This window comes from Micromonospora vinacea (assembly GCF_015751785.1).
GTDB lineage: Bacteria > Actinomycetota > Actinomycetes > Mycobacteriales > Micromonosporaceae > Micromonospora > Micromonospora vinacea.
Window position 1 is genome coordinate 2,901,211 of the sequence record NZ_JADOTY010000001.1, and the last position, 25,448, is coordinate 2,926,658.

General features: G+C 72.9%; 19 protein-coding genes. 10 read left to right on the top strand and 9 right to left on the bottom strand.

Annotated elements, in window-relative coordinates; all coding sequences use genetic code 11:
- The first annotated feature begins 1 nt into the window (after position 1).
- The 3 genes from IW249_RS13965 (at position 2) to ilvA (ending at position 3,798) form a co-directional block, all read left to right on the top strand.
- Complete coding sequence (locus tag IW249_RS13965; protein WP_196921131.1) at positions 2 to 1,411, top strand: amidase; 1,410 nt, start codon at positions 2 to 4, stop codon at positions 1,409 to 1,411.
- 73 nt (positions 1,412 to 1,484) lie between these two features.
- A complete protein-coding gene (locus tag IW249_RS13970) occupies positions 1,485 to 2,426 on the top strand; it encodes a DUF4328 domain-containing protein (protein ID WP_231392520.1) in 942 nt (313 codons plus the stop codon).
- 151 nt (positions 2,427 to 2,577) lie between these two features.
- Positions 2,578 to 3,798: a threonine ammonia-lyase gene (gene ilvA / locus IW249_RS13975; protein ID WP_196921139.1), complete on the top strand. Its 1,221-nt coding sequence runs from the start codon at positions 2,578 to 2,580 to the stop codon at positions 3,796 to 3,798.
- 92 nt (positions 3,799 to 3,890) lie between these two features.
- Here ilvA and greA read toward each other — a convergent pair whose 3' ends face one another.
- Together greA and IW249_RS13985 are read right to left on the bottom strand one after the other, a co-directional pair.
- Positions 3,891 to 4,388, bottom strand: a complete 498-nt coding sequence (gene greA, locus IW249_RS13980) for a transcription elongation factor GreA (RefSeq protein WP_091394193.1) — start codon at positions 4,386 to 4,388, stop codon at positions 3,891 to 3,893.
- Positions 4,389 to 4,544: 156 nt separating this feature from the next.
- A complete protein-coding gene (locus IW249_RS13985) occupies positions 4,545 to 4,985 on the bottom strand; it encodes a DUF4307 domain-containing protein (RefSeq protein WP_196921141.1) in 441 nt (146 codons plus the stop codon).
- Positions 4,986 to 5,187: 202 nt separating this feature from the next.
- On the opposite strand from IW249_RS13985, the gene mca reads away from it, so the two are divergent.
- The 6 genes from mca to purE all read left to right on the top strand — a co-directional run bounded on the left by mca (position 5,188) and on the right by purE (position 13,049).
- Entirely contained in the window at positions 5,188 to 6,069 is an 882-nt protein-coding gene (mca, locus tag IW249_RS13990) for a mycothiol conjugate amidase Mca (protein WP_124854725.1), read from the top strand.
- A 48-nt stretch (positions 6,070 to 6,117) separates the two neighbouring features.
- On the top strand, positions 6,118 to 6,411 hold the full coding sequence (locus IW249_RS13995) for a hypothetical protein (protein WP_091394183.1): 294 nt from the start codon (positions 6,118 to 6,120) through the stop codon (positions 6,409 to 6,411).
- Between the two features lie 179 nt (positions 6,412 to 6,590).
- Complete coding sequence (locus IW249_RS14000; protein WP_196921143.1) at positions 6,591 to 9,122, top strand: putative bifunctional diguanylate cyclase/phosphodiesterase; 2,532 nt, start codon at positions 6,591 to 6,593, stop codon at positions 9,120 to 9,122.
- Between the two features lie 69 nt (positions 9,123 to 9,191).
- Complete coding sequence (locus IW249_RS14005; protein ID WP_196921145.1) at positions 9,192 to 11,228, top strand: thioredoxin domain-containing protein; 2,037 nt, start codon at positions 9,192 to 9,194, stop codon at positions 11,226 to 11,228.
- 121 nt (positions 11,229 to 11,349) lie between these two features.
- Positions 11,350 to 12,525, top strand: a complete 1,176-nt coding sequence (locus IW249_RS14010) for a 5-(carboxyamino)imidazole ribonucleotide synthase (protein WP_196921147.1) — start codon at positions 11,350 to 11,352, stop codon at positions 12,523 to 12,525.
- 32 nt (positions 12,526 to 12,557) lie between these two features.
- Positions 12,558 to 13,049, top strand: a complete 492-nt coding sequence (purE, locus tag IW249_RS14015) for a 5-(carboxyamino)imidazole ribonucleotide mutase (protein WP_196921149.1) — start codon at positions 12,558 to 12,560, stop codon at positions 13,047 to 13,049.
- Between the two features lie 178 nt (positions 13,050 to 13,227).
- Here the strand turns inward: purE and IW249_RS14020 are convergent, their stop codons facing one another.
- Positions 13,228 to 18,123 carry an SCO7613 C-terminal domain-containing membrane protein gene (locus tag IW249_RS14020; protein WP_196921151.1) on the bottom strand — a complete coding sequence of 1,632 codons (4,896 nt, stop codon included), beginning with the start codon at positions 18,121 to 18,123 and terminating at the stop codon, positions 13,228 to 13,230.
- Between the two features lie 150 nt (positions 18,124 to 18,273).
- Positions 18,274 to 19,701 carry a UDP-glucose dehydrogenase family protein gene (locus IW249_RS14025; RefSeq protein ID WP_196921153.1) on the bottom strand — a complete coding sequence of 476 codons (1,428 nt, stop codon included), beginning with the start codon at positions 19,699 to 19,701 and terminating at the stop codon, positions 18,274 to 18,276.
- Between the two features lie 250 nt (positions 19,702 to 19,951).
- Here IW249_RS14025 and IW249_RS14030 point away from each other — a divergent pair, with 250 nt between their 5' ends.
- Positions 19,952 to 21,118 (top strand): acyl-CoA dehydrogenase family protein, encoded by a 1,167-nt coding sequence (locus tag IW249_RS14030; RefSeq protein ID WP_196921155.1) that lies wholly within the window; start codon positions 19,952 to 19,954, stop codon positions 21,116 to 21,118.
- Between the two features lie 93 nt (positions 21,119 to 21,211).
- On the opposite strand, the gene IW249_RS14035 is transcribed toward IW249_RS14030, so the two are convergent.
- The 5 genes from IW249_RS14035 to IW249_RS14055 are packed head-to-tail and all read right to left on the bottom strand — an operon-like array spanning position 21,212 to position 25,394.
- Positions 21,212 to 21,826, bottom strand: coding sequence for a hypothetical protein (locus tag IW249_RS14035; protein ID WP_196921157.1), 615 nt, complete (start codon positions 21,824 to 21,826; stop codon positions 21,212 to 21,214).
- Positions 21,823 to 23,211, bottom strand: a complete 1,389-nt coding sequence (locus IW249_RS14040; protein WP_196921159.1) for a hypothetical protein — start codon at positions 23,209 to 23,211, stop codon at positions 21,823 to 21,825. The genes IW249_RS14035 and IW249_RS14040 overlap by 4 nt, the downstream gene beginning before the upstream one ends.
- A complete protein-coding gene (locus IW249_RS14045; protein WP_196924782.1) occupies positions 23,208 to 24,008 on the bottom strand; it encodes an ABC transporter ATP-binding protein in 801 nt (266 codons plus the stop codon). The genes IW249_RS14040 and IW249_RS14045 overlap by 4 nt, the downstream gene beginning before the upstream one ends.
- Positions 24,009 to 24,042: 34 nt before the next feature.
- Positions 24,043 to 24,846 carry a cupin domain-containing protein gene (locus IW249_RS14050; RefSeq protein ID WP_196921161.1) on the bottom strand — a complete coding sequence of 268 codons (804 nt, stop codon included), beginning with the start codon at positions 24,844 to 24,846 and terminating at the stop codon, positions 24,043 to 24,045.
- Positions 24,843 to 25,394, bottom strand: a complete 552-nt coding sequence (locus tag IW249_RS14055; protein ID WP_196921164.1) for an RNA polymerase sigma factor — start codon at positions 25,392 to 25,394, stop codon at positions 24,843 to 24,845. Before IW249_RS14055 ends, IW249_RS14050 begins: the two co-directional genes overlap by 4 nt.
- Positions 25,395 to 25,448 lie beyond the last annotated feature (54 nt).

Here is a 25,448-nt window from a genome sequence, read left to right on the forward strand (position 1 = left end):
GATGGCCGTGCAGGACATCATGGCGACCTGGGTCGGAGCGACCGCCAAGCAGATCGCCCGAGGCGTACGCCGAGGTGACGTCTCGGCGACCCAGGTCGTCGCCGACCACCTCGAGTACATCTCCCGCGCCGACCGTGAGCTGGCCGCGTTCCGCGCCGTTCGCGGCGGTGAGGCGATCACCGAGGCGGAGAAGGTCGACGAGCAGGAGGACCTGGCCAACCTGCCGCTGGCCGGGGTACCGGTGGCGGTCAAGGAGAACACCCCGGTCGCCGGCCTGCCCACCTGGAACGGGTCGGCCGCCGCCCGCACCGACGTCGCGGAGGCCGACCACGAGGTGGTGCGTCGGCTGCGCGGCGCCGGCGCGGTGATCCTCGGCGTGACCCGGATGCCGGAGCTCGGCCTGTGGGCCCTCACCGACGACGACAGCGCGGTGACCCGCAACCCGTGGGACAGCACGCGTACCCCGGGTGGGTCTTCGGGTGGTGCCGCCGCCGCTGTCGCCGCCGGGCTGGTGCCGATCGCGCACGCCAACGACGGGCTCGGCTCGATCCGGATTCCGGCGGCCTGCTGCGGACTCGTCGGGCTCAAGCCCGGTCGGGGTGTGGTCCCCTGCCAGCTCGGGGCGGACGACTGGTTCGGCCTCACCGAGCACGGCCTGCTGACCAGCACTGTCGCCGACGCGGCGGTCGGCTTCTCGGTGCTCGCCGGCCGGCGTCCGGAGAAACTGGTCCCCCCGCAGCGCCTGCGGGTGGGCGTCTCGCTGCGCTCCCCGGTCCGCGGTGTCACACCGGACGCGCCCAACCGGGACGCGGTCGCCGCCGCCGGCCGGCTCCTCGCCGCCGCCGGGCACGACACGGTGCCCGCCGATCCGGTCTACCCGACCGCGCTCGGCCTGCAGGGCATCGCCACCTGGTTCGCCGCCGCCGCCACCGACGTCCGGGCCTCCGGGCTGGACCGGCGTGGTCTGCAACGGCGTACCCGGCGGCACGTCGCGTTGGGCGAGTGGGCGCAACGTCGCGGCTACGTGCGGGAGGCGGACCGGGCCGCCTGGCGGCAACGGTCCGTCGACTTCTTCACCGACCACTCGGTCGACCTGCTGCTCACCCCGGCGCTGGCGAGCGCGCCACCGGAGGCGGCCCGCTGGTCGGAGCGGTCCTGGCGGGCGAACATGACGGCCAACATCCGGTACGCCCCGTACGCCGCACCCTGGAACATCGCCGGCCTGCCGGCGGTCGTCGTGCCGGTCGGCCGCCGCCCGGACGGCCTGCCCGTCGCCGTGCAGCTGGTCGGCCCGCCCGGCTCGGAGCTGCTCCTGCTCGGTGTGGCCGGCCAGTTCGAGATGGCGGCCCCGTGGACGCGCCACGCTCCCGGCTACCCCCGGGTCGGCACGGGGTCACCAGCCACCGCATGATCGTCTAGCGTGTGCGCGCACCTACACGCGACCACGGGGGACACCAGTGCGCTGCCAGACCTGCGGGGACGCGATGTCCCCCGAAAACGACTACTGCCCGCGGTGCTTCACGCCGCTCGGCCAGCCCGCCGTCACGCCGGGGCTGCCGACCTACCGGGTACGCGGGATCGGCCTGGCGGCGAACGTCGCCGTCGGCGCGACCGCCGTGCTCTACCTGGCGGTGGCGCTGTCCTCGCTGGTCGGCATGGTGCTGGCCCGCCGGGCCAGGGCCAACGACGACCCGGACCTCCTTATCGGCGCGGGGATCATCGTCGCAGTGGTGGCGCTGATCATGACGGTGGTACACCTCACCGCCGCCGTACTGGTGATCATCTGGACCTGGCGGGCTCGCAAGAACACCGACGCCTTCCCCGGCGCCGAGCCGGCCTTCGGGCCCGGCTGGGCGATCGCCGGCTGGCTGGTGCCCTTCGCGAACTTCGTGGTGCCGGCCCGAGTCGTGGCGGGAGTGGCCCGGGACAGCCTCTGGCGGCGGGCCACGCCGGCGCTCGTGGCCGTCTGGTGGTGCTCCTGGCTGGTGTTCAGCATCGGTGAGCGGCTCGCCAGCCGCGCCGACGACCGGGCGTACGAGAAGCTGGCGGAGATCCCGGTCGACGACGCCGGCTACCAGGCGTACTCCGACCTGTACCAGGATTCCCTGCTCCGCACCACGCTGCCCGCGCTGGGCTGCGTGATCGCGGCGGTGACGCTGATCCTGCTGATCCAACGGATCTCCGCTGCCCAGGAGGCCCGGATCGCCAGCGCCACCCGCCAGTGGCCGACCGCCCCGGTCTGGCCGGCCCAGACCTGGCCCGCCGCCCGGCCTGCCCAGTCCGCTCCGGCGGAGCAGCCGGCTCTGGCGGCGCAGCCCGCCCCGGCGGCGCAGCCCGCCCCGGCGGCGCAGCCCGCCCCGGCGGCGCAGCCCGCGCCGGCGGCGCAGCCCGCCCTTGAGGTGCCGGGGGTCGCGCCAGCTTCGTGATTCACTCGGGATCATTGAAGTCGGGGGGTCCGAGCGGCCCGGATACCGCGCTTTCCGGGATATCGAGTGGATCAACCCGGTCCGGTCGGCCTGCGCCCCGGTCGGCCTGGCCCGCGGGTTGGTCGGGGAGCGCGGGTGGCACGATCGGGGCATGACGGAACTGGTCGGTCTCGACGACGTGCGGGCCGCACGGGAGTTGCTCGCTGGCGTCACCCGCACCACACCGCTGGAGCCGTCCCGGCCGCTCAGCGCGGCGCTGGGCGGGCCGACGTGGCTCAAGTGCGAGAACGTGCAGCGCGCCGGCTCGTACAAGGTGCGGGGCGCGTACGTGCGGATCTCCCGGTTGTCGGCGGCGGAGCGGGAGCGCGGCGTGGTCGCGGCGAGCGCGGGCAACCACGCGCAGGGCGTGGCCCTCGCCGCCGGCCTGGTCGGCACGCACGCCACCGTCTTCATGCCGGTCAACGCGCCGCTGCCGAAGGTGGCCGCCACCAAGGGGTACGGCGCGCAGGTCGAGTTGGCCGGGAACACCGTCGACGAGTCGCTGGTGGCCGCGCACACGTACGCCGAGCGCACCGGCGCCGTGCTGATCCACCCGTTCGACCACCCCGATGTGATCGCCGGGCAGGGCACTGTGGCGCTGGAGATCCTCGAACAGTGCCCGGACGTGAAGACGATCATCACCGGGGTGGGTGGCGGCGGTCTGATCTCGGGCATGGCGGTGGCCGCGAAGGCGTTGCGGCCGGACGTTCGGATCATCGGCGTGCAGGCGGCCGGGGCTGCGGCGTTCCCGCCCTCACTGGTGGCCGGGGAACCGGTCCGGCTGCCCGTCTTCTCCACCATCGCCGACGGCATCGCGGTCGGCCGGCCGGGCGAGATCACCTTCAACCACGTACGCAAGCTGGTCGACGAGATCGTCACGGTCTCCGAGGAGGACATCTCCCGGGCCCTGCTGATGCTGTTGGAGCGCGGCAAGCAGGTGGTCGAGCCGGCCGGGGCGGTCGGTGTCGCCGCGCTGCTGGCCGGGGTGGTCGAGGTGGAGACCCCGGTGGTCGCGGTGCTCTCCGGCGGCAACATCGATCCGTTGCTGATGATGCGGGTGATCGAGCACGGGTTGGCCGCGGCGGGTCGCTACCTGCGGGTGACCGTCCGCTGTTCGGACCGGCCGGGGCAGCTCGCGTCGCTGCTCAGCCAGATCGCCGAGCACCGGGCCAACGTGGTGGACGTGGAGCACCAGCGGGCCAACCCGCACCTCAGCCTCGGCGAGGTGGAGGTGGCGCTGTCGGTGGAGACCCGGGGCGTCGAGCACTCGGACACGCTGATCAGCGCCCTGCGGGCCAGCGGCTATCAGGTCGTCTTCGCGGCCGAGGCGTGACACCTGTGGGTGCCACGCCTCGGATGCGCTGTGTTTCGACTGTGGGTGCCGGCGTCGCTCGACCCGGCCCCTGGTGACGCGGTCGGCGACTGTCAGCCGGAGAACGGCTCGAAGCTGACCACTGTCACCTTGATGTCGGCGCCGCTGGGGGCCGTGTAGGTGCAGGTCTGCCCGGCCCGGCCACCCAGGATCGCCTTGCCCAGCGCGGACTCCGGGCTGTAGACGGTCAGGTCGGTGGTGGCCGCGATCTCCCGAGAGCCGAGAAGGAAGGTCTCGGTGTCGTTGGTGTCGTCGTCGAAGTAGATCGTCACCACCATGCCCGGCGACACCGCGTCGGCGGTCGGAGCCTCGCCGACCTTCGCGGTGCGCAGCAGCTCCTGCAGGTAGCGGATGCGACCCTCGGCCTTGCCCTGCTCCTCGCGGGCGGCGTGGTAGCCGCCGTTCTCCCGCAGGTCGCCCTCCTCGCGCCGAGCGTTGATCTCAGCTGCGATCGCCGGGCGGTTGGCGATGTGCTCGTCGAGCTCGGCCTGGAGGCGGTCGTACGCGTCCTGGGACAGCCAGGTGGCGGGCGCCTCGTTGCCAGTGGACACAGGCGTTCTCCTCAGTTGTGCGTGGCTGGCTGACAGGTGAACTACCAAGTTACCAGTGCGGTACGACACAGCGTGTCGGCCATCACCGCCGGTGTCCGGATCCGACACCCGCGGTAGGCGCTCGGCCAGCCCCGCTTTTGGTGCTGTTAGGGCAGGTCAGGACGGTGGTCGGCAGCGCAGAACCTCGCCGATGAACGGCCGTGCGGTGGTGGCCAGGCGGTGCCGGGTCGTGACGTGCCGGTCCCCGGGGTCGGCGGTCACGGTGACCTGTTCGCGGCCCACCTCGGCGCCGGCACGGTCCCGGGCGCGCAGCACGCAGACCGCTGATCCACCCGGCGGCACGGTCACCCGAAAGTCGACAAGCACCTGCTTGTCCGTGATGTCGGTGTACGTGATCACCTGGGCGTCGTAGGCCGGGTCGCCGTACTGGCGGTAGAGGCGGACCGAGATCACGGTCAGCGTGGCCACGAGCGCCAGCAGCGCCAGCGCGGCCAGCAGCGTACGGCGGCGCTTGCCGCCCGGCGCCCGACGGCGGCCGTAGCGCCCGGCCGGGAACACCGGCGCGCCTGGTGAAATTGTGGCGTGCGTCTCGGTCACCGGCGGGTATCTCCTGGCGTTGTTGTCGGCGGCATCGGCAAGAATGACAGAGCCCCATCCTCCCACCCGGTCCAGCGGCAGGAATGGCAGGTCATGCCCAGCGCTGATGGCCGGTGACAGGGTGCGGCGAGGAAGATCCCGGCAGGTCAGCCGGTCGAGCCCGGTCGGGTCCACCGTCCGGCACAGACGAGGAGCGCCGAAGTTGGCAGAGCAACTGCGTCTCATGGCCGTGCACGCGCACCCGGACGACGAGTCGAGCAAGGGCGCGGCGACGACGGCGAAGTATGTCGCTCAGGGGGTGGACGTCCTGGTCGTGACGTGCACCGGCGGCGAGCGCGGGAGCGTGCTCAACCCCAAGCTCGACCGGCCCGACGTGTGGGCGAACATCGGCGAGATCCGGCGTGCCGAGATGGACGCCGCGCGGGCGATCCTCGGCGTCGACCAGGCCTGGCTGGGCTTCGTCGACTCGGGTCTGCCCGAGGGCGATCCGCTGCCGCCGCTGCCCGAGGGTTGTTTCGCCCTCCAGGACGTCGAGGTCGCCGCGGGCCCGCTGGTGCGGCTGATGCGCGAGTTCCGTCCGCACGTGGTGACCACGTACGACGAAGAGGGCGGCTACCCGCACCCGGACCACATCATGTGCCACAAGGTGAGTGTGGCCGCGTTCGAGGCCGCCGGTGACCCGGAGCGCTACCCGGAGCTGGGCGCGCCCTGGCAGCCGCTGAAGCTCTACTACGACATCGGCTTCTCCAAGGGCAAGATCATGGCCTTGCACGAGGGCATGCTGGCCGCCGGGCTGGAGTCGCCCTACGAGGAGTGGCTCAAGCGGTGGGAGGACCGTCCCGACAAGGGCCCTCGGATCACCACCCGGGTGGAGTGCGCCGAATACTTCCCGGTCCGCGACGACGCGCTGCGGGCCCACGCCACCCAGGTCGACCCGGACGGCTTCTGGTTCCACGTGCCGATGGAGCTCCAGAAGCGCGCCTGGCCGACCGAGGACTACGAGCTGGCCCGCTCGATGGTCGACAGCCCGCTGCCCGAGTCCGACCTCTTCGCGGGAGTGCGGGAGACGGCGCACGCGCGCTGATTCCCGGCGGCGCTACCCTGGTTACCAACCGCACATCGGAGGAACGCCATGCTGACCGCTGCCCAGGTGCTCGCGGAGAACAACTTCGGGGACACCCGCACGGGTGGTCTGGCCGGGCCGATGGGCCTCTTCCTCATCCTGCTGCTGGCCACCGCGACCATCCTGCTGATCCGCAACATGAACGCTCGGCTGCGCCGACTGCCGGACCGTTTCCCTCAGCAGTCCGGGCCGACCGACCCCACCAGGGCCGATGCGGCAGTCGTCGATCCGACAGACGGGACCGGGGGGCGTGATTCATCCACGCCCGCTCCCAACGGGCACCAGCAGCACCTGAACGGGTAGTCCGCGCATGAATCACGCCGAACCGGTTGGTCGCCCCCTGTTGCGGCCACCCGGTTTGGCTTAGCCTTCCGCCGGGGGGACCAAAAGTCTCCGAGCCGTGTGCGGGAGGGGGCGCCGATGACCAGCACAGCACCGGCCGCCCGCCGCGACGTCGGTCGGTCGGCTGACGGGGGAGGTCGATGACCTCCGGTGCGGCCGACGACCCGTTCGATCGGCTCGGGGTGCGTGGCACACCGGGCCGGTTGCTGGTGCTCACCGCAGCCGTCACGCTGACCGCCCTGGCCGCCGCCGCGGTCGGGTTGACCCTTCCGGTCCGGCTGCCGGCCGACGACCCCCTCGGCGGTCCGGCCCGCTTCGGCATCGCCGTCGCCGTCCTGGCCCTCGCCCAGCTCGCCCGGCTGCGGTTCCGCTCGGCCGCCGGCATGGTCAGCATCACCTGGGGCGAGGCCGCCCTGATCGTCTGCCTCTACCTGACCCCGGCCGGCTGGCTCCCGTCCGCCACGCTGCTCGGCACCGGGCTGGCCTGGACCCTGCTGTCACTGCACAACGACCGCCGTCCCGCCCTGGAGATCGTCCGGATCGCCGCGTCGCTGGCCGCCGCGTCGGCGCTGGCCGTCTCCGTGACCACCGCGCTCGGTCGGCCGCTGCTCTCTCCGCCCACCCCGATGCTGGCGCTCGCCGTCATCGCCGGTTCGGTGACGTACCTCCTGGTGACCGCCTGGCTGGGTGGGGTGACGCTGGGTCTGCGGCACGGGCTGCCGATCGGGCCACCGTTGCTCGCCGCGCTGCGCGGCAAGCTGCTGATGTTCGTCGGCAACGTGGCGGTCGGCCTCGTGGTGGTCGCCCTGCTGGAGCTGGACCCGCGCTGGTTGCTGTTGCTGCCGCCGCTGTTGTGGCTGCTCCAGCAGACCTACCGTTACCGGCTGCGCTCCGATCAGGAGCGCCGCACCTGGCGTGCCTTCGCCGAGGCCACCGCGGCCCTCAACCAGCTGGACGAGCGGGGCGTGGCCAGCGCTGCCGTCACCGGGGCGCTCACGCTGTTCAACGCCGAACTGGTGGACGTGGACGTGGCCCGGGCCGACGGCCGGTGGCACCGCTACCGGGGCGACGCCAGCGGTCAGCTGGTCGACCGGGAGACCGGGCCGCCGGACCAGTCGGAGCTGGACGAGCACGAGCTGAGTCGGGCGCTGTCGGTCGGCGCCGCGCCGGTCGGTCGGCTGCGGGTGCGGTTCCCCCGCTCGGCCCCGCCCACCGCCCGGGAACGCGACGCGGTGGCCGCGTTCGGCGACGCGCTCGCCGCCGCGCTGCACGACGCCGCGACCCACCACGAACTGCGGCTGGTGACCGCCCGTTCGTCGTACGAGGCGGTGCACGACCCGCTCACCGGCCTCGTCAACCGGGCGGCGATGCTGAGCAAGGGCGACCAGTCGCTGCGACAGCTCAGCCACGATCACCCGGTGGCGCTGCTGCTGCTGGACATCAACCAGTTCAAGGAAGTCAACGACACCCTCGGCCATGCGGCGGGTGACCAGCTGCTGCGGTTGACCGCGAACCGACTCAACGCGCTGGTCCGCAGCGGTGACCTGCTCGGCCGACTCGGCGGCGACGAGTTCGCCCTGCTGCTCACGGCGGTGCCGGTGCTCGGCGACCGGGCCGCCCCGATGGCCCATGCGCTGCGCCAGGCCCGCGAGATCGCCGAGCGGCTGGCCGCACCGACCGAGGTGGCCGGCGTACGGATGTCCATCGAGGTCTCGGTCGGGGTGGTGGTGGCCGCCGCCGGCACCGCGGACCTGACCGAGCTGCTGCGTCGGGCCGACATCGCGATGTACCAGGCCAAGGAGGGTGGCGGCAACGTCGCCGCGTACGACGGCGCGCGTGACGCGGCCAGCACCGACCAGCTCGCCCTGCTGGCCGAGCTGCGTGAGGCGTTGAAGGTCGACGATCAGCTGGTGCTGGCGTTGCAGCCGGCGGTCGACCTGGCCACTGGTGCCCCCACCGGGGTGGAGGCGCTGATCCGTTGGCAACACCCCCGGCGTGGGTGGCTGAACCCGGCCGACTTCATCCGGCCGGTGGAGAACAGCGAGCAGCTCGGCACGTTCACCCGCTACGTGCTGAACAAGGCGCTCAGCGTGGCCGCCAGCTGGGCCCGGGAGGGGTTGGACGTTCCGATCTCGGTCAACCTCTCGGCGCGCAGCCTGCTCGACCCCCGGCTGCCGGCGGAGATCGCCGAAGCGTTGCGCCGCCACCAGGTGCCGCCGCACCGGCTCGTCCTGGAGATCACCGAGACGGTGGTGATGAGCGAGCTGGAGGTCATCGACGAGGTGCTGGCGACGCTCCGGTCGATGGGCGTGCAACTCGCTGTCGACGACTTCGGCACCGGCTTCTCGTCGCTGACCTTCCTCACCCGGATCGCCGTGGACGAGTTGAAGGTGGACCGCTCGTTCGTCATCCGGATGGCCGACTCGCCGGAGGCCGCCGCGATCGTCCGGACGACAGTGGGTCTCGCCCACGAGTTGGGGTTGCGGGTGGTCGCCGAAGGGGTGGAGACCGCCGAGCAGCGGATGGCCCTGGCCGAGCTGGGTTGCACCTCCGCGCAGGGCTACCACTTCTTCAAGCCCATGCCGGCGGACAAGATCGGCGCGGTGCTGGGGTCGCTGCGCGACTCGGCGGAGTCGAACGTCTTCCGGCTCCGCGCCGACGGCGCCTCCTGAACGTGGCGGGCGGTTGACCGTCCGGGTGGAGCCCGCGTGGTCCGCGCCGGGGCTGGCTATGGTCGTCAGGTGAACCGACTCGTCGACGCCACCAGCCCGTACCTGCTCCAGCACGCCGACAACCCGGTCGACTGGTGGCCCTGGTCGGACGAGGCGTTCGCCGAGGCGAAGCGGCGGGACGTTCCGGTGCTCATCTCGGTGGGCTACGCGGCCTGCCACTGGTGCCACGTCATGGCGCACGAGTCGTTCGAGAACGCGCAGGTCGGCGCCCTGATGAACGACAACTTCGTGTCGATCAAGGTGGATCGTGAGGAGCGCCCGGACGTGGACGCGGTCTACATGACCGCGACCCAGGCGATGACCGGCCAGGGTGGTTGGCCGATGACCGTCTTCGCCACCCCGGACGGCACCCCGTTCTTCTGCGGCACCTACTTCCCGCGACCCAACTTCGTCCAGTTGCTCCAGTCGGTCGCCACCGCCTGGCGGGAGCAGCGCGAGGCGGTCCTGGGCCAGGGCGCCGCAGTGGTCGAGGCGATCGGCGGCGCGCAGGCCGTGGGCGGCCCCACCGCGCCGCTGGACGCCCCGCTGCTCGACGCGGCGGCCACAAAGCTGGCCAGCGAGTACGACGCCACGAACGGCGGGTTCGGTGGCGCGCCGAAGTTTCCGCCGCACATGAACCTGCTCTTCCTGCTGCGCCACCACCAGCGCACCGGCGACACGGGCAGCCTGGAGATCACCCGGCACACCGCCGAGGCGATGGCCCGGGGCGGCATCTACGACCAGCTCGCGGGCGGCTTCGCCCGGTATTCGGTGGACGCGCACTGGACGGTGCCGCACTTCGAGAAGATGCTCTACGACAACGCGCTGCTGCTGCGGGTCTACACCCAGCTGTGGCGACTCACCGGGGACCCGCTGGCCCGCCGGGTGGCCCGGGACACCGCCCGGTTCCTCGCCGACGAGCTGCACCGGCCGGGGCAGGGGTTCGCGTCCGCGCTGGACGCCGACACCGAGGGCGTCGAGGGGCTCACCTACGCCTGGACGCCCGCCCAACTCGTCGAGGCGCTGGGCGAGGAGGACGGCCGGTTCGCCGCCGACCTGTTCACCGTCACCGAGCAGGGCACCTTTGAACATGGCATGAGCGTTCTCAAGCTTGCCCGGGACGTGGACGACGCCGCGCCCGAGGTCCGTGCCCGGTGGCAGCAGGTGGTCGGGCGGCTGCTCGCGGCCCGGGACACCCGCCCGCAGCCGGCCCTCGACGACAAGGTGGTGGCCGCCTGGAACGGCCTGGCGATCACCGCCATCGCCGAGTTCCAGCAGGTCGCCGCCGTGTACGCCTCCCCGCAGGACGAGGATGCCAACCTGATGGACGGCGTCACCATCGTCGCCGACGGGGCGATGCGCCAGGCCGCCGAACACCTGGCCACCGTGCACCTGGTGGACGGCCGGCTGCGCCGGGTCTCCCGGGATGGCAAGGTCGGCGAGCCGGCCGGTGTCCTGGAGGACTACGGCTGTGTGGCCGAGGCGTTCTGCGCGCTGCACCAGCTCACCGGCGAGGGCCGTTGGCTCACAATGGCCGGCGAACTGCTGGACACCGCCCTGGCGCACTTCGCCGCGCCCGGTGGCGCCTTCTACGACACCGCCGACGACGCGGAGCGGCTCGTCGCCCGCCCGGCCGACCCGACCGACAACGCCACCCCGTCCGGCCGGTCGGCGTTGATCGCCGGGCTGGTGGCGTACTCGGCGTTGACCGGGGAGACGCGCTACCGGGAGGCTGCCGAAGCGGCCCTCGGGACTGTCGCGCCGATCGTCGGTAAGCACCCCCGGTTCACCGGGTACGCGGCCATGGTCGGCGAGGCGTTGCTGTCCGGGCCGTACGAGATCGCCGTCGTCACCGACGACCCGGCCGGCGACCCCCTGGTGACCGCCGCCCGCCGGCACGCGCCGCCCGGAGCGGTGGTCGTCGCGGGGCGCCCGGACCAGCCGGGTGTGCCGCTGCTCGCCGACCGTCCGCTGGTCGAGGGGCGGTCCGCCGCGTACGTCTGCCGGGGTTTCGTCTGCCAGCGGCCGGTCACCTCGGTCGAGGACCTGGTCGCCGAACTGGGCTGAGCGCACCACCACGCCCGGTAGTCGTCCGCGCCGCCCGCCGGGTGGTCCCGCCAGCGCTTCCCAGGCGGGTCGCCAGCCCTCCGGCTGGGCACGTCGGCGGCCCGGATAGGCTGGCCGCGCTATGGATTCCCGTACCGGTCTGCCAGTTGTCGGCATGGTGGGTGGCGGCCAGTTGGCCCGGATGACCCACCAGGCCGCGATCGCCCTCGGCCAGTCACTGCGTGTGCTCGCGACCGCCCCCGACGACGGTGCGGCGCTGGTCGCCGCCGACGTCCAGTACGGCGACCACACCGACCTGTCCGCCCTGCGCACCTTCGCCAAGGGCTGCGACGTCGTCACGTTCGACCACGAGCACGTGCCCTCCGAGCACATCCGCACGCTGGCGGCGGAAGGGGTACCCCTCTACCCGCCGGCGGACGCGCTGCTGCACGCCCAGGACAAGCAGGTCATGCGGGAACGCCTGACCGAGCTGGGTGCGCCCAATCCGGCCTGGCGGCCGGTCGGCGAGCCCGCCGACCTCGTCGGCTTCGGCGAGCAGGTCGGCTGGCCGGTGGTGCTGAAGGCGGCCCGGGGTGGCTACGACGGCCGGGGCGTCTGGATGGTCGACGACGCCGCCCAGGCCAGCGAGCTGGCGACCACGCTGCTCGCTGGCGGCACCCGGCTGATCGTCGAAGAGCGGGTGCCGCTGCGGCGGGAGTTGGCAGTGCAGGTGGCCCGTTCGCCGTTCGGTCAGGTGGCCGCGTACCCGGTGGTCGAGACCGTGCAGCGCGACGGCATCAACGTCGAGGTGCTGGCCCCGGCGCCCGGCCTGGACGAGGAGTTGGCGGTCTCCGCGCAGCAGCTCGCCATCGACCTGGCCACCGCCCTCGGTGTGATCGGCCTGCTGGCCGTGGAGCTGTTCGAGGTGCGCGACGACGCCGGCCGGCCCGCGATCGTGGTCAACGAGCTGGCGATGCGTCCGCACAACTCCGGGCACTGGACCATCGAGGGTGCCCGGACCTCACAGTTCGAGCAGCACCTGCGGGCGGTGCTCGACTACCCGATGGGTGACACGGCGCTGACCGCCCCGGTGGTGGTGTCGGCGAACGTGCTCGGCGGTGAGCCGGGCGGGATGTCGATCGACGAGCGGTTGCACCACCTCTTCGCCGCCGAGCCGGGCGCCAAGGTGCACCTGTACGGCAAGCAGGTGCGACCTGGCCGCAAGATCGGGCACGTCACGGTGCTCGGTGACGACCTGGACGACCTGCGGGCCCGGGCCGCACGGGCCGCGCGTTGGCTGCGCGAGGGCCACGAGTGAGCCACGGTTTCGGGAACGACGAAAGGGCGGCAGTGAGCACTGTTGGCTTGATCATGGGTAGCGACTCGGACTGGCCGACCATGCGGGCCGCAGCCGAGGTGTTGGACGACTTCGGCGTGGCGTACGAGGTGCGCGTGATCTCGGCGCATCGGACTCCGGTCGCGATGATCGAGTACGGGCGCGACGCCGCCGACCGGGGCCTCAAGGTGATCATCGCGGGGGCCGGGGGTGCCGCCGCGCTGCCCGGCATGGTCGCCTCGGTGACGCCGCTGCCGGTGATCGGTGTGCCGGTGCCGCTGAAGCACCTCGACGGCATGGACTCGCTGCTGTCCATCGTGCAGATGCCGGCCGGTGTCCCGGTCGCCACCGTGTCGATCGGCAACGCCCGCAACGCCGGGCTGCTCGCCGTGCGGATCCTCGGGGCGAGCGACGAGGGCCTGCGCGCCAAGATGGCGACGTACCAGCAGGACCTGGAGAAGCTGGTGGCAGACAAGGAAGCCGCCCTCCACGCCGCCCTCCGCTAGCCCCCGCGAGTCCCCACCCCACCTCACCCGCGATCTGGCACTTTCGGTCGCTGCTTCGCGGCTTTTGCCCCTTATGCCGCAACAGAAAGTGCAAGATCGCGCGCGGCAACGCGGGCCGGCCCGCGAACCCGGCCCACTCACCGCGCCCACTCACCCCACGCCGCAGGGACCCTCCGGTCTATCTCATGCCGCGCAGGGCGGTCTGTAGGCGTTCCTGGGCGCGGCGGCGGCGTTCGTTGCTCGCGCCGAGCACCAGCAGCAGGATGCCCACCGGGATCAGCGCCAGCCAGGGGCCCAGGCTGAACAGAGCGTGGATCGCCGCGATCGCGGTGACCGACGCGCCGACGATCACCGGCGCCTGCTGCCGACTGGACGAGCCGAAGATCAGCACCGCGACCGCGCCGAGCAACAGCAGCATCTGCCGCATCGTGCTGGACTCGGTGGCCAGCACGATGGCCAGCGTCGGTACGAAGGCCGCGACCAACGCCGGCCCGTACGCCACCCAACTGCTCATGTCGGGTCGGTGGCGTAGCTCCAGGACGCCGACGAGGAGGGCCAACGCGGCGAACGGCAGCGTGTACGCCTCGGGCAGCGCCACGTCGGCGACTCGCATCAGGACCCACCACGCGGTGATCTCACAGACCACCACCGCCCAGAACAGGATCCGGCGTTCCACCGGCCGGCGGCCGGGTCGGGTCGCCGCCACCCCGAGGACAGCGCCCCAGGCGGCCAGCAGGGCGGCGATGTGGCGGGGTGAGTCGAAGGCGAGGGCCAACGCGATGAGCGCGGCAGCGTACCCGCTCCACTCCACGGTGGAGGCCTCCCGCTGCGCCTCGGGGCGGCGCAGCCGGGGCAGGGTCGCGGCGAGCACCTGGAGGACCGCGCCGACGGCCAGCACCCCGAACGCGGACCAGACCGCCGCCAGCCCGGCGACCAGACCGGCGGTGAGCACGAAGAGCTGCGCCATCAGTGAGGCGAAGAGCCAGCCGAGGATTCGCGCTCGCTGGGTGGTGCCGAACAGCGCCGCCACCGCGCCCACCCCGACGGCGCTGCCGAGGGTGAACACTGTCATCTGCCGGTCGGCGAGGCTGCCGGCGAGCCCGGCGCTGCCACCGGCCAGACCGATGGCGAACACCAGCACCCGGGCCAGCCGCAGCGAGCGGGCCCGCTCGGCCAGCGGCGGCGGTGGGGTCAGTGCGAGACCGAGCATCGCGATGGTGAAGACGGAGAGCGCGCCCACGGTGCTGGCGGGCCAGCCCTGGCCCAGCGCGATGGGTGCGATCAGCAGCGTGACGGCTGCCCCGGGCAGCACCACCGGGACGGCCCGGGACCGCCGCCCACCGCTGAAGCCGGTGGCGGCCAGCGCAGCGGTAGCGGTGAGCAGCAGCGCCGTCAGCACGTGGGTCGGGTTGACCACGTCCGCCGGCGGGGTGAGCAGCTCCGGCGGCGGGCCCTGCCAGATCCGGGTCAGGGTGCGGTGCGGCTCGACCAGGGCGGTGACCAGCGCGGGTGCGATCGAGGCGAGCGCCAGGGCGGTCGGAAGCGCCGCCGCGGCCAGCGCACCCGCGGCGGGGTTGACCCGCCACCGCCGTCGCTCCGGGTCGTCCGGCAGCCGCCGTAGGGCGCCGTCGAGTCGTACCGCCCAACGCCGGACCGGCTGGGCCGCGCCGGTGGGCGGCACGGTGGCCGCGCGGATCAGCTCGGCCAGTACGCCGAGCAGGGCGGCGGCGGCCGCGTAGACGCCCGCGGCGAGGCCGGTGGGGATCGCGGCGAGGGCGCTGATGGTGGCCCCGCCGACCACCGCCACGCTGACCCAGGGCAGATATTGCGGCACTTGCCGGCGGACCGCGGCCACGGCGGCCAGGCCGAGGCTGGTCGCCGCCAGCGGGGCGGTCAGCACCACCTGCGCCGAGTGTTCGAACTCGGCGGCCAGTGCCGCCACCGCACCGGGGAGGGCCAGCAGGGCGGCACCGATCGCCGCGCCACCGATCTGCGCCAGGTGCGGCGGCATTCCCTCGGTGTCGATGTCGGTGACCTGTGGGCGGGCGAGGACGCGGGCCAGCGTGGCCACCACCACGCCGATCAGGGCGATGCTGCCCAGCGCCAGGGCCGTCGTCCACGGGCGGACCAGTCCGGCTCCGGCGGCGTGCAGCGCGACGACCCCGGCCACTGTGGCCCGGGACAGCCCGGCGCGCGCCTCCTCCGTGGCGACCGCGGCCATGCCGAACACGGTGGCCACCATTCCGCCGACCAGGACCGGCGACCACCAGGCCAGATCGAACGCGGCCGGGGCGCCGATCGTGGCGAGCACCACCGCCACCCCGGACACGTCCCAGCGCCAGGGTGGCGGGAGCAGGATGCCGGCGGCGAGGGCCAGCAGCGCCAGCGCGACCGGCGCCTGCCAGGTGGCACCGCCGACGGGGGCGGCCGGCCAGTCGCTCAGGTCGCCCCGCCAGATCGGGCCGGGGGTGGCCAGCACGCCGACCCCACCGCGCACCGCCGTCCAACCGGCGAGGACACCGATCAGGGCACCGCCGACGGTGAGGCCCAGGATCGGCCCGCGTCGCCACTCCTCCGGCATGCTGCGGGCGGCCACGGCGACAACCAGGAGCAGGGCGGCGGCCACCGCCAGCTGCCCGCCCGGGGCGAGTACCGCCCCGATCCGTACCAGCGTGGCGATCAGGGCGGTGGTGACCGCCGCGGCGGCCAGGTCCGAGCCGTCGAGGGTGAGGTCGGCGCGCCGGCCGGCGTCGATGGAGGGGGCCAGGAAGAGCAGCACCGCCGCGACCAGCAGCAGCGCGCCGACCCAGGCGTCGGCGACCGTCGCGCCGGGCGCCCCGAATGCGGCGGCGGTGACCATCAGCGCGCCCAGCCCGGTGCCGACCGACAGCGGCGCGGGGATGTGGCGCTGGGAGACCTGCACGACGGCGGCGTAGCCGAGGGTCACGCAGACCGCCAGGAAGCTGGCCGCCAGGACCGGGACGGTCACCTCGCGGAGGCTCGCCGGGGTGGGGGTCGGGTCGCTCGGCATGGTGGCGGCCACGAACGCGGCCACCGCTCCGGGCAGCGCGAACGCGGCGCCACCGGCGGCCCAGGCGGTGACCGTGTCGGAGGCGGCCGAGGCGATCCGGATCCGGGGCGCCAGCGCGACAAGCGTGCCGGCCACGAACAGTGTGATCAGGACGGCGGCCGTGAGGGTGGGGCTGGACAGGCTGGCACCCGCGCCGAACAGGCCGACCACTGCCGCCCCGATGGCGTGCGCCACAGCGGCCCGGTCGGTGCGGGCGGACAGCCCGATGACTCCGATGCCGATCGCGGTGATCACCATCGGCCAGGGTGCCGCCGCCCAGCCGAGACCGAACGACGCCGGGACGGCGAGCGCGGTCAGCGCCGCGCCGGCGACAGCGAACTCCCGGCGGATCTCGGTGGGGAGTGCCAGCACCGCCGCGATGGTGAGCAGGAACGCGGCACCCGCGAGCTGCCAGGTGGTCGGCCCGACCGCGGCGGCCAACTCGCTTTGGTACCGGCTGAGGTCGGGATCCCAGGCGGGTAGTGCCGCCCGGACCGGTGCCACCCCGGCGCGCAGCGCGCCGCCGGCGACCACCAGACCGCTGACGGTCAGCGCCACAGCGGAGGCGATCTGTGGGCCGCGTCGGGCCGCCTCCGGGACCGCGCGCACCGCCAGCCCGGTGACCGTGATGACCGCCGCGATCAGCAGCAGCGCCCGGCCGGGGAGTGCCACCGAGGCGATTCGGCTGAGCGCGCCGATCACGGCCAGGGTGACGATGCCGGCCGCCACGTCGGGCAGCGGCGGGCGACGCAGCACCAGCGCGCCGGCCAGCCCGATCACTGCGGCCAGCAGCAGCACCACCCCGGCGCCGGACGCGGTCGGCACGGTCTCGGCCCGCAGCAGGGCGGTGACCGCGTACGCCAGTGAGACGGCGACGGCCAGGGCGTGCAGCAACCAGGTCAGCTCACGCAGGCCCGGGACCGGGCGGGTCGGCTGCGGCTGTGTGGAGCCCGCGCTGGCGTCGATCAGCTCGGCGGCCTCCTCCGGGTCGCCCTCCGGCCTGCTCTCGTCGTCACGTTGGCGCGGCGCGGACGGCGTGCCCGGTGTTGGCAGGTCCTGCCGGACGGGGCGTTCGACCGTCACGCCGGAGCGGGCCAGGCCGAGGTCGACGAGGGCGACCAGGGCCAGCACCAGCGCCCAGCCGCCCGGGCCGGTGATCTGGTCGTACGCCAGCAGCGGCAGCACCGGCTGCGCGGCGAGCACTGTGGCGAAGCGGGGCGCGCGCAGACCCGTCCAACCGGCGTACCCGAAGGCGACGGCGGCGGTGACGGCGAAGATCACCCCGGCGAAGACGGTGCCGGAGCCGCTGCCGGTGCCGATCCGGTCCACCGCCCAGAGGGCGTTGCCGGCGAGCGGCACCAACAGCAGGCCGACAGCGGCGATGGTCTCGGCGGTCGAGGTGAGCCCGCGCCGGGCCAGGGCCGGTGGGGCGAGCAGCATCAGCACCGTGGCCAGGAGCAGGATGCCGAGCCGGGCCAGCGCGTCCATCGAGCTGGTGGCCACCGCGGCGAAGACCACAGCGGCCACTCCGAGCAGCAGCGCGCCCAGCCCGAGGGGGATGTTCTGCACCTCACGCGAGGACGCCTCCGGCGGGTGCTCCGGGTCGTCCGCGTCCAGCCAGGCGGCCCGGGGCGGGGGCGGCGGCGGATCATCCGGGGCGGGTGGGGTGCCCTGGCGGGGCACCCGGGGCGGCGCTCCCATGGTGGCGGTCGGTGGCCGCCGGCCGGGGCGGCGGCGGAGCACCCGGCGGGGTCGGGTGGCCTGCTTGATCCGCTCCTCGCCGGCGTGGGCGAGGATGTCCCGCTGGAAGAGCGCGGCCTGCATCTTGGCGGCGATCTGCCGCTGCTCACGCGCGATGGCGGCGTCGCGCGCCTTCATCTCCGCTATCGAACGCTCGATGTCGGCCAGGTGCTCGACCCACTGTGGTTGATCTGCCCCACAGTGCGGGCATCGAACGGCCGGCTTGATCTCCCGGCCGCACGAGGAGCATTGAAAGGTCGCCACGACACCCCTCCACCCGCACTGTGGACTCCCACTGTCGCAGCATGCCCAAAGCTGGCGCGGATTTCGACTCTTGTCGGCGGGTCCGGGGCAAACAACGTCACCGGCCGGCCATCGAGATGCTCGATGACCGGCCGGTGGGCGTCGGTTTCGTCAGGGGCGACCCATGCCCCGGTACTCCCAGCCGGCCTGGGTCCACAGTGCCGGGTCGAGGCAGTTGCGGCCGTCGACGACCTTGCGGCCCTTGACCAACTCGCCGAGGGCGACCGGGTCGGCGTTGCGGAAGTCGGCCCACTCGGTGAGAACGCAGACCAGGTCGGCGTCGCTGACCGCCTCGTTGATGCTGGCCTCGTAGGTCAACTCGGGAACCGCGCGGCGGGCGTTCTCGGTGCCCTGCGGGTCGTACACGTGCACGTCGGCGCCGGCCTTCTGCAACAGGGCGGCGACGGCGAGCGCCGGGGCGTCGCGGACGTCGTCGGTGTTGGGCTTGAAGGTGGCACCGAGCACGGCGATCCGGGTGCCGGAGAAGTCCGGGCCGGCCGGGCCGGAGCGCCGGCCGAGCAGGTCCGCGGCGAGCTGGAGCACCCGGGTACGCCGGCGCAGGTTGATCAGGTCGACCTCGTGCAGGAAGCGCAGCGCCTCACCGGCGCCCAGCTCCTGCGCGCGGGCCTGGAAGGCCCGAATGTCCTTCGGCAGGCAGGCGCCTCCGAAGCCGAGGCCGGCCTGGAGGAACCGGTTGCCGATCCGCGGGTCGTAGCCGATCGCGCGGGCCAGCTGGGTGACGTCGCCACCGGAGGCCTCGCAGACCTCGGCCATCGCGTTGATGAACGAGATCTTGGTGGCCAGGAAGGCGTTCGCGGCGACCTTGACCAGCTCGGCGGTGGAGAAGTCGGTGACCACCAGGGGCACCTCGCGGTCCTCCGTGGCGGCCAGGTCGAACACGCCCTTGTGCGCGGCGTAGAGCATGCCGTTGGCCCACTCGCTCTTGACGCCGACCACGATCCGGTTGGGTCGCAGGACGTCGTCGACGGCGAAGCCCTCCTGGAGGAACTCGGGGCTCCAGGCCACCTCGACGTCCAGGTCGTGGGGGGTGTGCTTGCCGACGAGCTGCTCCACCCACTCGGCGGTGCCGACCGGCACGGTGGACTTGCCGACGATCAACGCCTTGCGGGTCAGGTGCTGCGCGAGGCTGGTCACCGACGCCTCGACGTACGACAGGTCGGCGCCCATGCCGTCGGCCCGCTGGGGGGTGCCGACGCAGATGAAGTGCACGTCACCGAACTCGGCGGTTTCGGCGATGTCGGTGCTGAACCGGAGACGGCCGGCGGCGAGGTTGCGCCGGAGCAGCTCGTCCAGGCCGGGCTCGTGGATCGGCACCTGACCGGCGTTCAGCATGGCGATCTTGTCCGCGTCGACGTCGAATCCGAGTACCTCGTACCCCAGTTCGGCGTAGCAGATGGCGTACGTCGCACCGAGGTAACCAGTCCCCAGGAACGTCACCCGCGGCCGGGGTGCGCCTGAGGGCGGTGTCACCGCGGCGATGGCGGGGGTCGGCTGGATGGTGGGGTAGGGGATCGTCACGCCTGTCTTCTCCGCTCGCACTGGCGTCGCGTCGTCGCGTCGCATTCTGCTGCGGCGCCTGGGCGGGGCACCGGAGGGTGGCTCACTGTCTCGGTCTCCATCATCGCCCAGCGCGTTAGGTGCACCATCTTGCCCATACCTACGCGCCGGTAACATCACCTGAACTGCAGTCGCTAGTCTTCAGTCTGCGCGGTCGGCGGTCAGGAGTCGTCACAGACTGCGCATGATAGTGGTGAAGGGGAGGGCCGAGATGGCCGCAGGGGAGTTCGACGTCTACCGGTTGCCCGACGAGCACCAGGCGATCCGGGAAGCGGTGCGTGAGGTCTGCGCCGCGAAGGTGGCTCCGCACGCCGCGGAGGCCGACGAGACCGGGGAGTTCCCCAAGGCGTCCTACGACGCGCTGCGGGCGGCCGACTTCCACGCCCCGCACATCCCCGAGGAGTACGGCGGCGCGGGCGCTGATGCGCTGGCCACCGCCATCGTCATCGAAGAGGTGGCCCGCGCCTGCGCGTCCTCCTCGCTGATCCCGGCGGTGAACAAACTCGGCACGATGCCACTGCTTTTGTCCGGTTCCGCCGACCTCAAGAGTCGTTACCTGACGCCGGTCGCGGCCGGTGACGCGATGTTCTCGTACTGCCTCTCCGAGCCGGAGGCGGGCAGCGACGCGGCGTCGATGACCACCAGGGCGGTACGTGACGGGGATCACTGGGTGCTCAACGGTGTGAAGCGCTGGATCACGAACGCCGGTGTGTCGGAGTTCTACACCGTCTTCGCCGTCACCGACCCGTCCGCCCGGTCCCGGGGCATCTCGGCCTTCGTGGTCGAGAAGTCCGATGCCGGGGTGAGCTTCGGGGCGCCGGAGAAGAAGCTCGGCATCAAGGGCTCGCCCACCCGCGAGGTCTACCTCGACAACGTGCGGATCCCGGCCGACCGGATGATCGGCGCGGAGGGCGCCGGCTTCGCGACCGCGATGAAGACCCTGGACCACACCCGGGTCACCATCGCCGCCCAGGCCGTCGGGATCGCGCAGGGCGCGCTCGACTACGCCAAGGGGTACGTGGCCGAGCGCCGGCAGTTCGGCAAGGCGGTCGCCGAGTTCCAGGGGATCCAGTTCATGCTCGCGGACATGGGCATGAAGCTTGAGGCGGCCCGCCAGCTCACGTACGCGGCTGCCGGCAAGTCCGAGCGCGGCGACGCGGACCTGACCTACTTCGGCGCGGCGGCGAAGTGCTTCGCCTCCGACGCCGCCATGGAGATCACCACCGACGCGGTGCAGCTGCTCGGTGGTTACGGCTACACGCGGGACTACCCGGTGGAGCGGATGATGCGGGACGCCAAGATCACCCAGATCTACGAGGGCACCAACCAGGTGCAGCGGATCGTGATGGCGCGGCAACTGTTGGCCGGCGTCGTCTAGGGCCTGTTTCATAAGGGCGGCCGGCCAGTTCTTATGAAACAGGCCCTAGGACGGGTTCCGGTGCTCCGGGATCCCGGAGCACCGGAACGTCCGTCACCGGTCGGGGGCGGTCTCGCTCACCGGCCGCACGGGGCAACCCCGCAGGGCGTACGCGAGCAGACCGGTCGCCGCCAGGATGGCGGCGCAGGTGGTGGCGGCGGCGGTGCCGGCGGGTTGGACCAGCCAGCCGGCGACCTGCATCCTCAGGTCCCGGCTGGACCCCATCATCGGCAGTACCGCGATGAGGGTCCAGGTCAGCGGGGCGATCCAGGACAGGGCGGCGCCCAGCACCGTGGCGCCGAGCGCGGTGAGCCCGAGTAGCCCCGCGGTGTTGCGCAGCACCAGGGCGAACGGTTCGTAGCGCGTGTCGGTGATCATGCTGAGGGACAGCAGCGCGGTGATCGTGGCGGCGGCGAGCAGCAGGTGCCCGACACGGCGTACCGGCCAGTTGACCGCCATGGTGTGGTCGAGGGCGCCGTCGGCGCCGCTGAGGGTGGTGCCGACCGCGACCACCGCCAGCATGATGGCGAGGCTGGCCGTCCGGGCGTTGATGGTCGCCGAGTCGGTGAACGCCAGTGACAGCGCCCACGCCAGCGCGATCGAGGTGGTCACTGTGGCCAGGGCGAGCGGGACCCGGCGCGAGCGCAGGTGGAGCTGAAGCTCCCTCACGGCTGACCCTTCGGCAGGATCGCCACCAACTCGTCGTCCCGGCAGGCCAGTACGCCCTCGCGGGCGGCTGCCATCCGGCGTCGCTGCTCGGCCTCCGGCAGACTCACCAGCGCCTGGTACGCGCTCTCCTGCAGCGCCATCTCCTCAGGTGCCCATCCGGGCTGCGGGGCCGGTGGTCGACCGGTCAGCCAGGCGGCGGCGACCATCCGGGCCCGGTACACGTCGCCCCGTACCGACTGTTCGCCGCACTCCTGCTGCCAGGCGGCCTCCAGCAGGGACGGCAGGAAGTAGTCGTCGGACAGGTCGGCGTGGCCGAGGCGGTCGATCGTCGGGGTGTCGAAGACGACGGTGTCGGCGGAGTGCCGGGCCGGTGCCGGGTCCGGGTCCAGTCGTGCCCAGTAGGTGACCTGTTGGGTCTCCACCGCCCGGACCGGTGCGTTGGGCAACTTCGCCGCCATCATGCCGAGCGCCTGGCGGGCGGGGCCGACGACGTCGGGCAGCAGCGCGGCGTGCGCCCGCGTCACGCAGACCTGCGGACCGTCGTTGTCGCAGACCAGTTCGATGGCGACCGGGTCGACGACCGCCGCCCCGCGGGCTCCGCCGATGGGCAGGAGCGGGAGGGCGACCGCGAGACCGAGCACCGCCGGGAGCACGGCGAACGCGATGGCGCGGCGACGGACCGCGCCGAGCAGCAGCAGGCCGGTCGCGGCCAGGGACCCCAACCACAGCGCCTGGAGCAGGCTGACCTTCGTCGCGATCGTCTGGAAGTCGTCCAGACCGGTGATCGCCGGGACGAGCAGCACCGCCGCCGGCTCCGGCCGGAATTGTGCGATCTCCGCGCCCGTGTCGGGTGCCATCGCCAACTCCGGCACCAACCCCACCAGGACGAACCCGACCACGGCGAGGACCGGTGCGGTGATCACGCGGGGCACGGCCCGGCCGGCGGCCATGCCCAGCCAACCCGCGGCGATCAGCGCCGGAACGCCGACCGCGACGACGATGATCGTCGCGTTCGGGAAGTAGTTCGAGGTCGGCACCACCCATCCGGCCGCGATGAGGAAGACCAGGAGGTACGCGGTCACCACCGAGACCGCGAGAGCGCCGGCGGTCGGGGCGACGCGCTGCCACCGTGGTCGGACGGTGCTGGCGAACAACTCGTTGACGCGGTGGCGCGCGTCGCGCCGCCCCATCCACGCCCCACCGGCCAGCGCGAGCGGCAACAGCACCATCAGCAGCGACCGGGCCATCACCGCCAGTTGCATCCACCGCCCCGCGAAGAACTGGGTGGACGACAGCAGCAGCGCCGCGCCGGTCACCAGTATCAACAGGGCGGTGCCCAGCGCCGCCGAGCGGCGCAGCTCGATGCGGAGGATGCGTCCCGTCATGCCGACACCCGCTCTCGGTAGGCGCGCAGCACCGACGAGTAGCCACGTTCGGCGGCGCTGTCACCGGCGTCGCCCGCGGCACCCTGCTCGGTGAGCTGCCCGGTGGTGCCCTGCCACACCAGCCGGCCCTCACTGACCAGCACCACGTCGGAGCAGGCCACCGCGACGTCCTCGACCAGGTGGGTGGAGACGAGTACGCAACTGTCCAGGCCGATCTCCCGCAGCAGCTCGCGGAAGTCGAGGCGCTGCTCCGGGTCCAGGCCGACCGTCGGCTCGTCGAGCAGCAGCACCGCCGGATCGTTGACGATCGCCTGGGCGATGCCGGCGCGGCGCAGCATCCCGCCGGACAGCGTCTTCATCCGGGAGTCGGCGCGGTCCGCCAGCCCCACCCGTTCGACGGCCCGTTGCACAGCGCCGGGGATGGCCGCCTTCGGCATCTCCTTGAGCCAGGCGATGTACTCGACGAACTCCCGGACCGTGAAGCGCGGGTAGAAGCCGAAGTGCTGCGGCAGGTAGCCCAGGCCCCGGCGTACCTGGCGCAGGTCGGCGTTGCCGGTGACCTCGCCGCCGAGCAGTGTCAGCCGTCCACCGGCCGGCTTCACCACAGTGGCCAGGGCGCGCATCAACGTCGTCTTTCCGGCGCCGTTGGGGCCGAGCAGCCCGTGCACACCGGTGCCCAACCTCAGGTCGAGCTCGTTGACCGCGAGGTGTCGGCCGGCCCGGACCTGCAACTTCTCGGCGTGCACCGCCCACGGATAGGTGGACGGAGCGGTCTCCGCCACGCTGACCGTACGCATCATGATCTCTCCATTCGGCAGTGGCTCGACGCCGTCATCGGTGCAGAAGGTTCTGGTGCGGTTCGTACGGCCGGCGCCGGCCCTGAACCAGCGCGACGGCCGTCAACGCCACGGTGGCCAGCGCCCACCAGGGCAGGCTGCCGCCGGTCAGGATCGCCGGCAGTCGCCCGTCGGCGAGGCTCGGTACGACCACACCGGCGGACCAGGCGACGGTCAACGCGAGTGCGGCCCGGTCGACCCCCACCACAGTGCCCAGCGCCAATGCGCCGGCGGTGAATCCCAGGACGGGCAGCAACCAGAGGCCGGGGGAGTGGCCGGTGACCCAGCCCGCCACCGCCAGCACCGGTATGACAGCCGACAGCACCCCCAACGTGCGGCGCATCAGCAGCGCCAGGCCGGTGCGGGGCATGGTGGTTGTCAACTCCCAGGCCGGATCGAGGCGGCGGCTCCAGACCGCGGCCACCGGCAGCAGCGGCGCCACCGGCGCTACCAGCAGCACCAGCGACGGCAGGCTGTCGAACGTCCACTCGAACAGGGCGGCGGCCAGCATCAGCCCGGTGGCGGTGACCAGCCAGGGCAGGACCCGGGCGGCGACCCCGGTGCGTCGCAGCCGGTGACGGCGTACCGGGCCCGGGCCGGTGGCGATGCCGGTGGCGATGTCGTCCGCCACCCGGTCCAGCAGGTCCCGCGTGCCCGGGTCGACGGCGTCGGCCAGCACCGCTCGGCAGGCGGCGCAGGTTTCCAGGTGCGCCTCGACCGCCCAGACGGTCGTGTCGTCGACGTCGGTGCCGCCGGAGGCGTACTGGGAGATGAGGGTGGGCGTCGGGTGAGTGGTCATGACAGCGCCTCCCGGAGGGCGATTCGGGCCCGGCGGGCCCGCGTCTTCACGGTCCCCTCCGGCATGCCGAGCAGCAGTGCGGTCTCCCGCGCGGTCAACCCGTCCAGGACCATCGAGCGCAGCACCTGGCGGAGTTCCGCCGGCAGTTCGTGCAGGGCCCGCTCCAGGTTGGCGTCCATCCCGCCGGCCAGCGCCTCGTCCTCGGCGGCCGGGGCCACGGTCTCGAAGGTCCGCACCGAAGGGATCCGCTCCCGTCGGGCCCGGTGGCGGAACGCGTCGATCAGCCGGTGCGCGGCGATCGTCCACAACCAACCCACAGCGCTGCCGGAGGCGGAGGACTGTGCCTGGCTGCCGGCCGATCGCCAGACCGCCAGGTACGTCTCCTGCAGCACCTCGGCCACCACGTCCTCGTCGGCGCAGCGCCGACGCAGTCGCGCGGTCAGCCACGGGGCGGTACGCCGGTACAGCGCGTCGAACGCGCTCCGGTCGCCCCGCGCGACGCGGCGAAGAAGTTCACCCTCGTCGAGCCCGTCCAGACTTCGTTTCACACCAGGCAAGACGACGCGTACCCCGACCCCGGTTCTGGTTCTTCTGTGATTCAG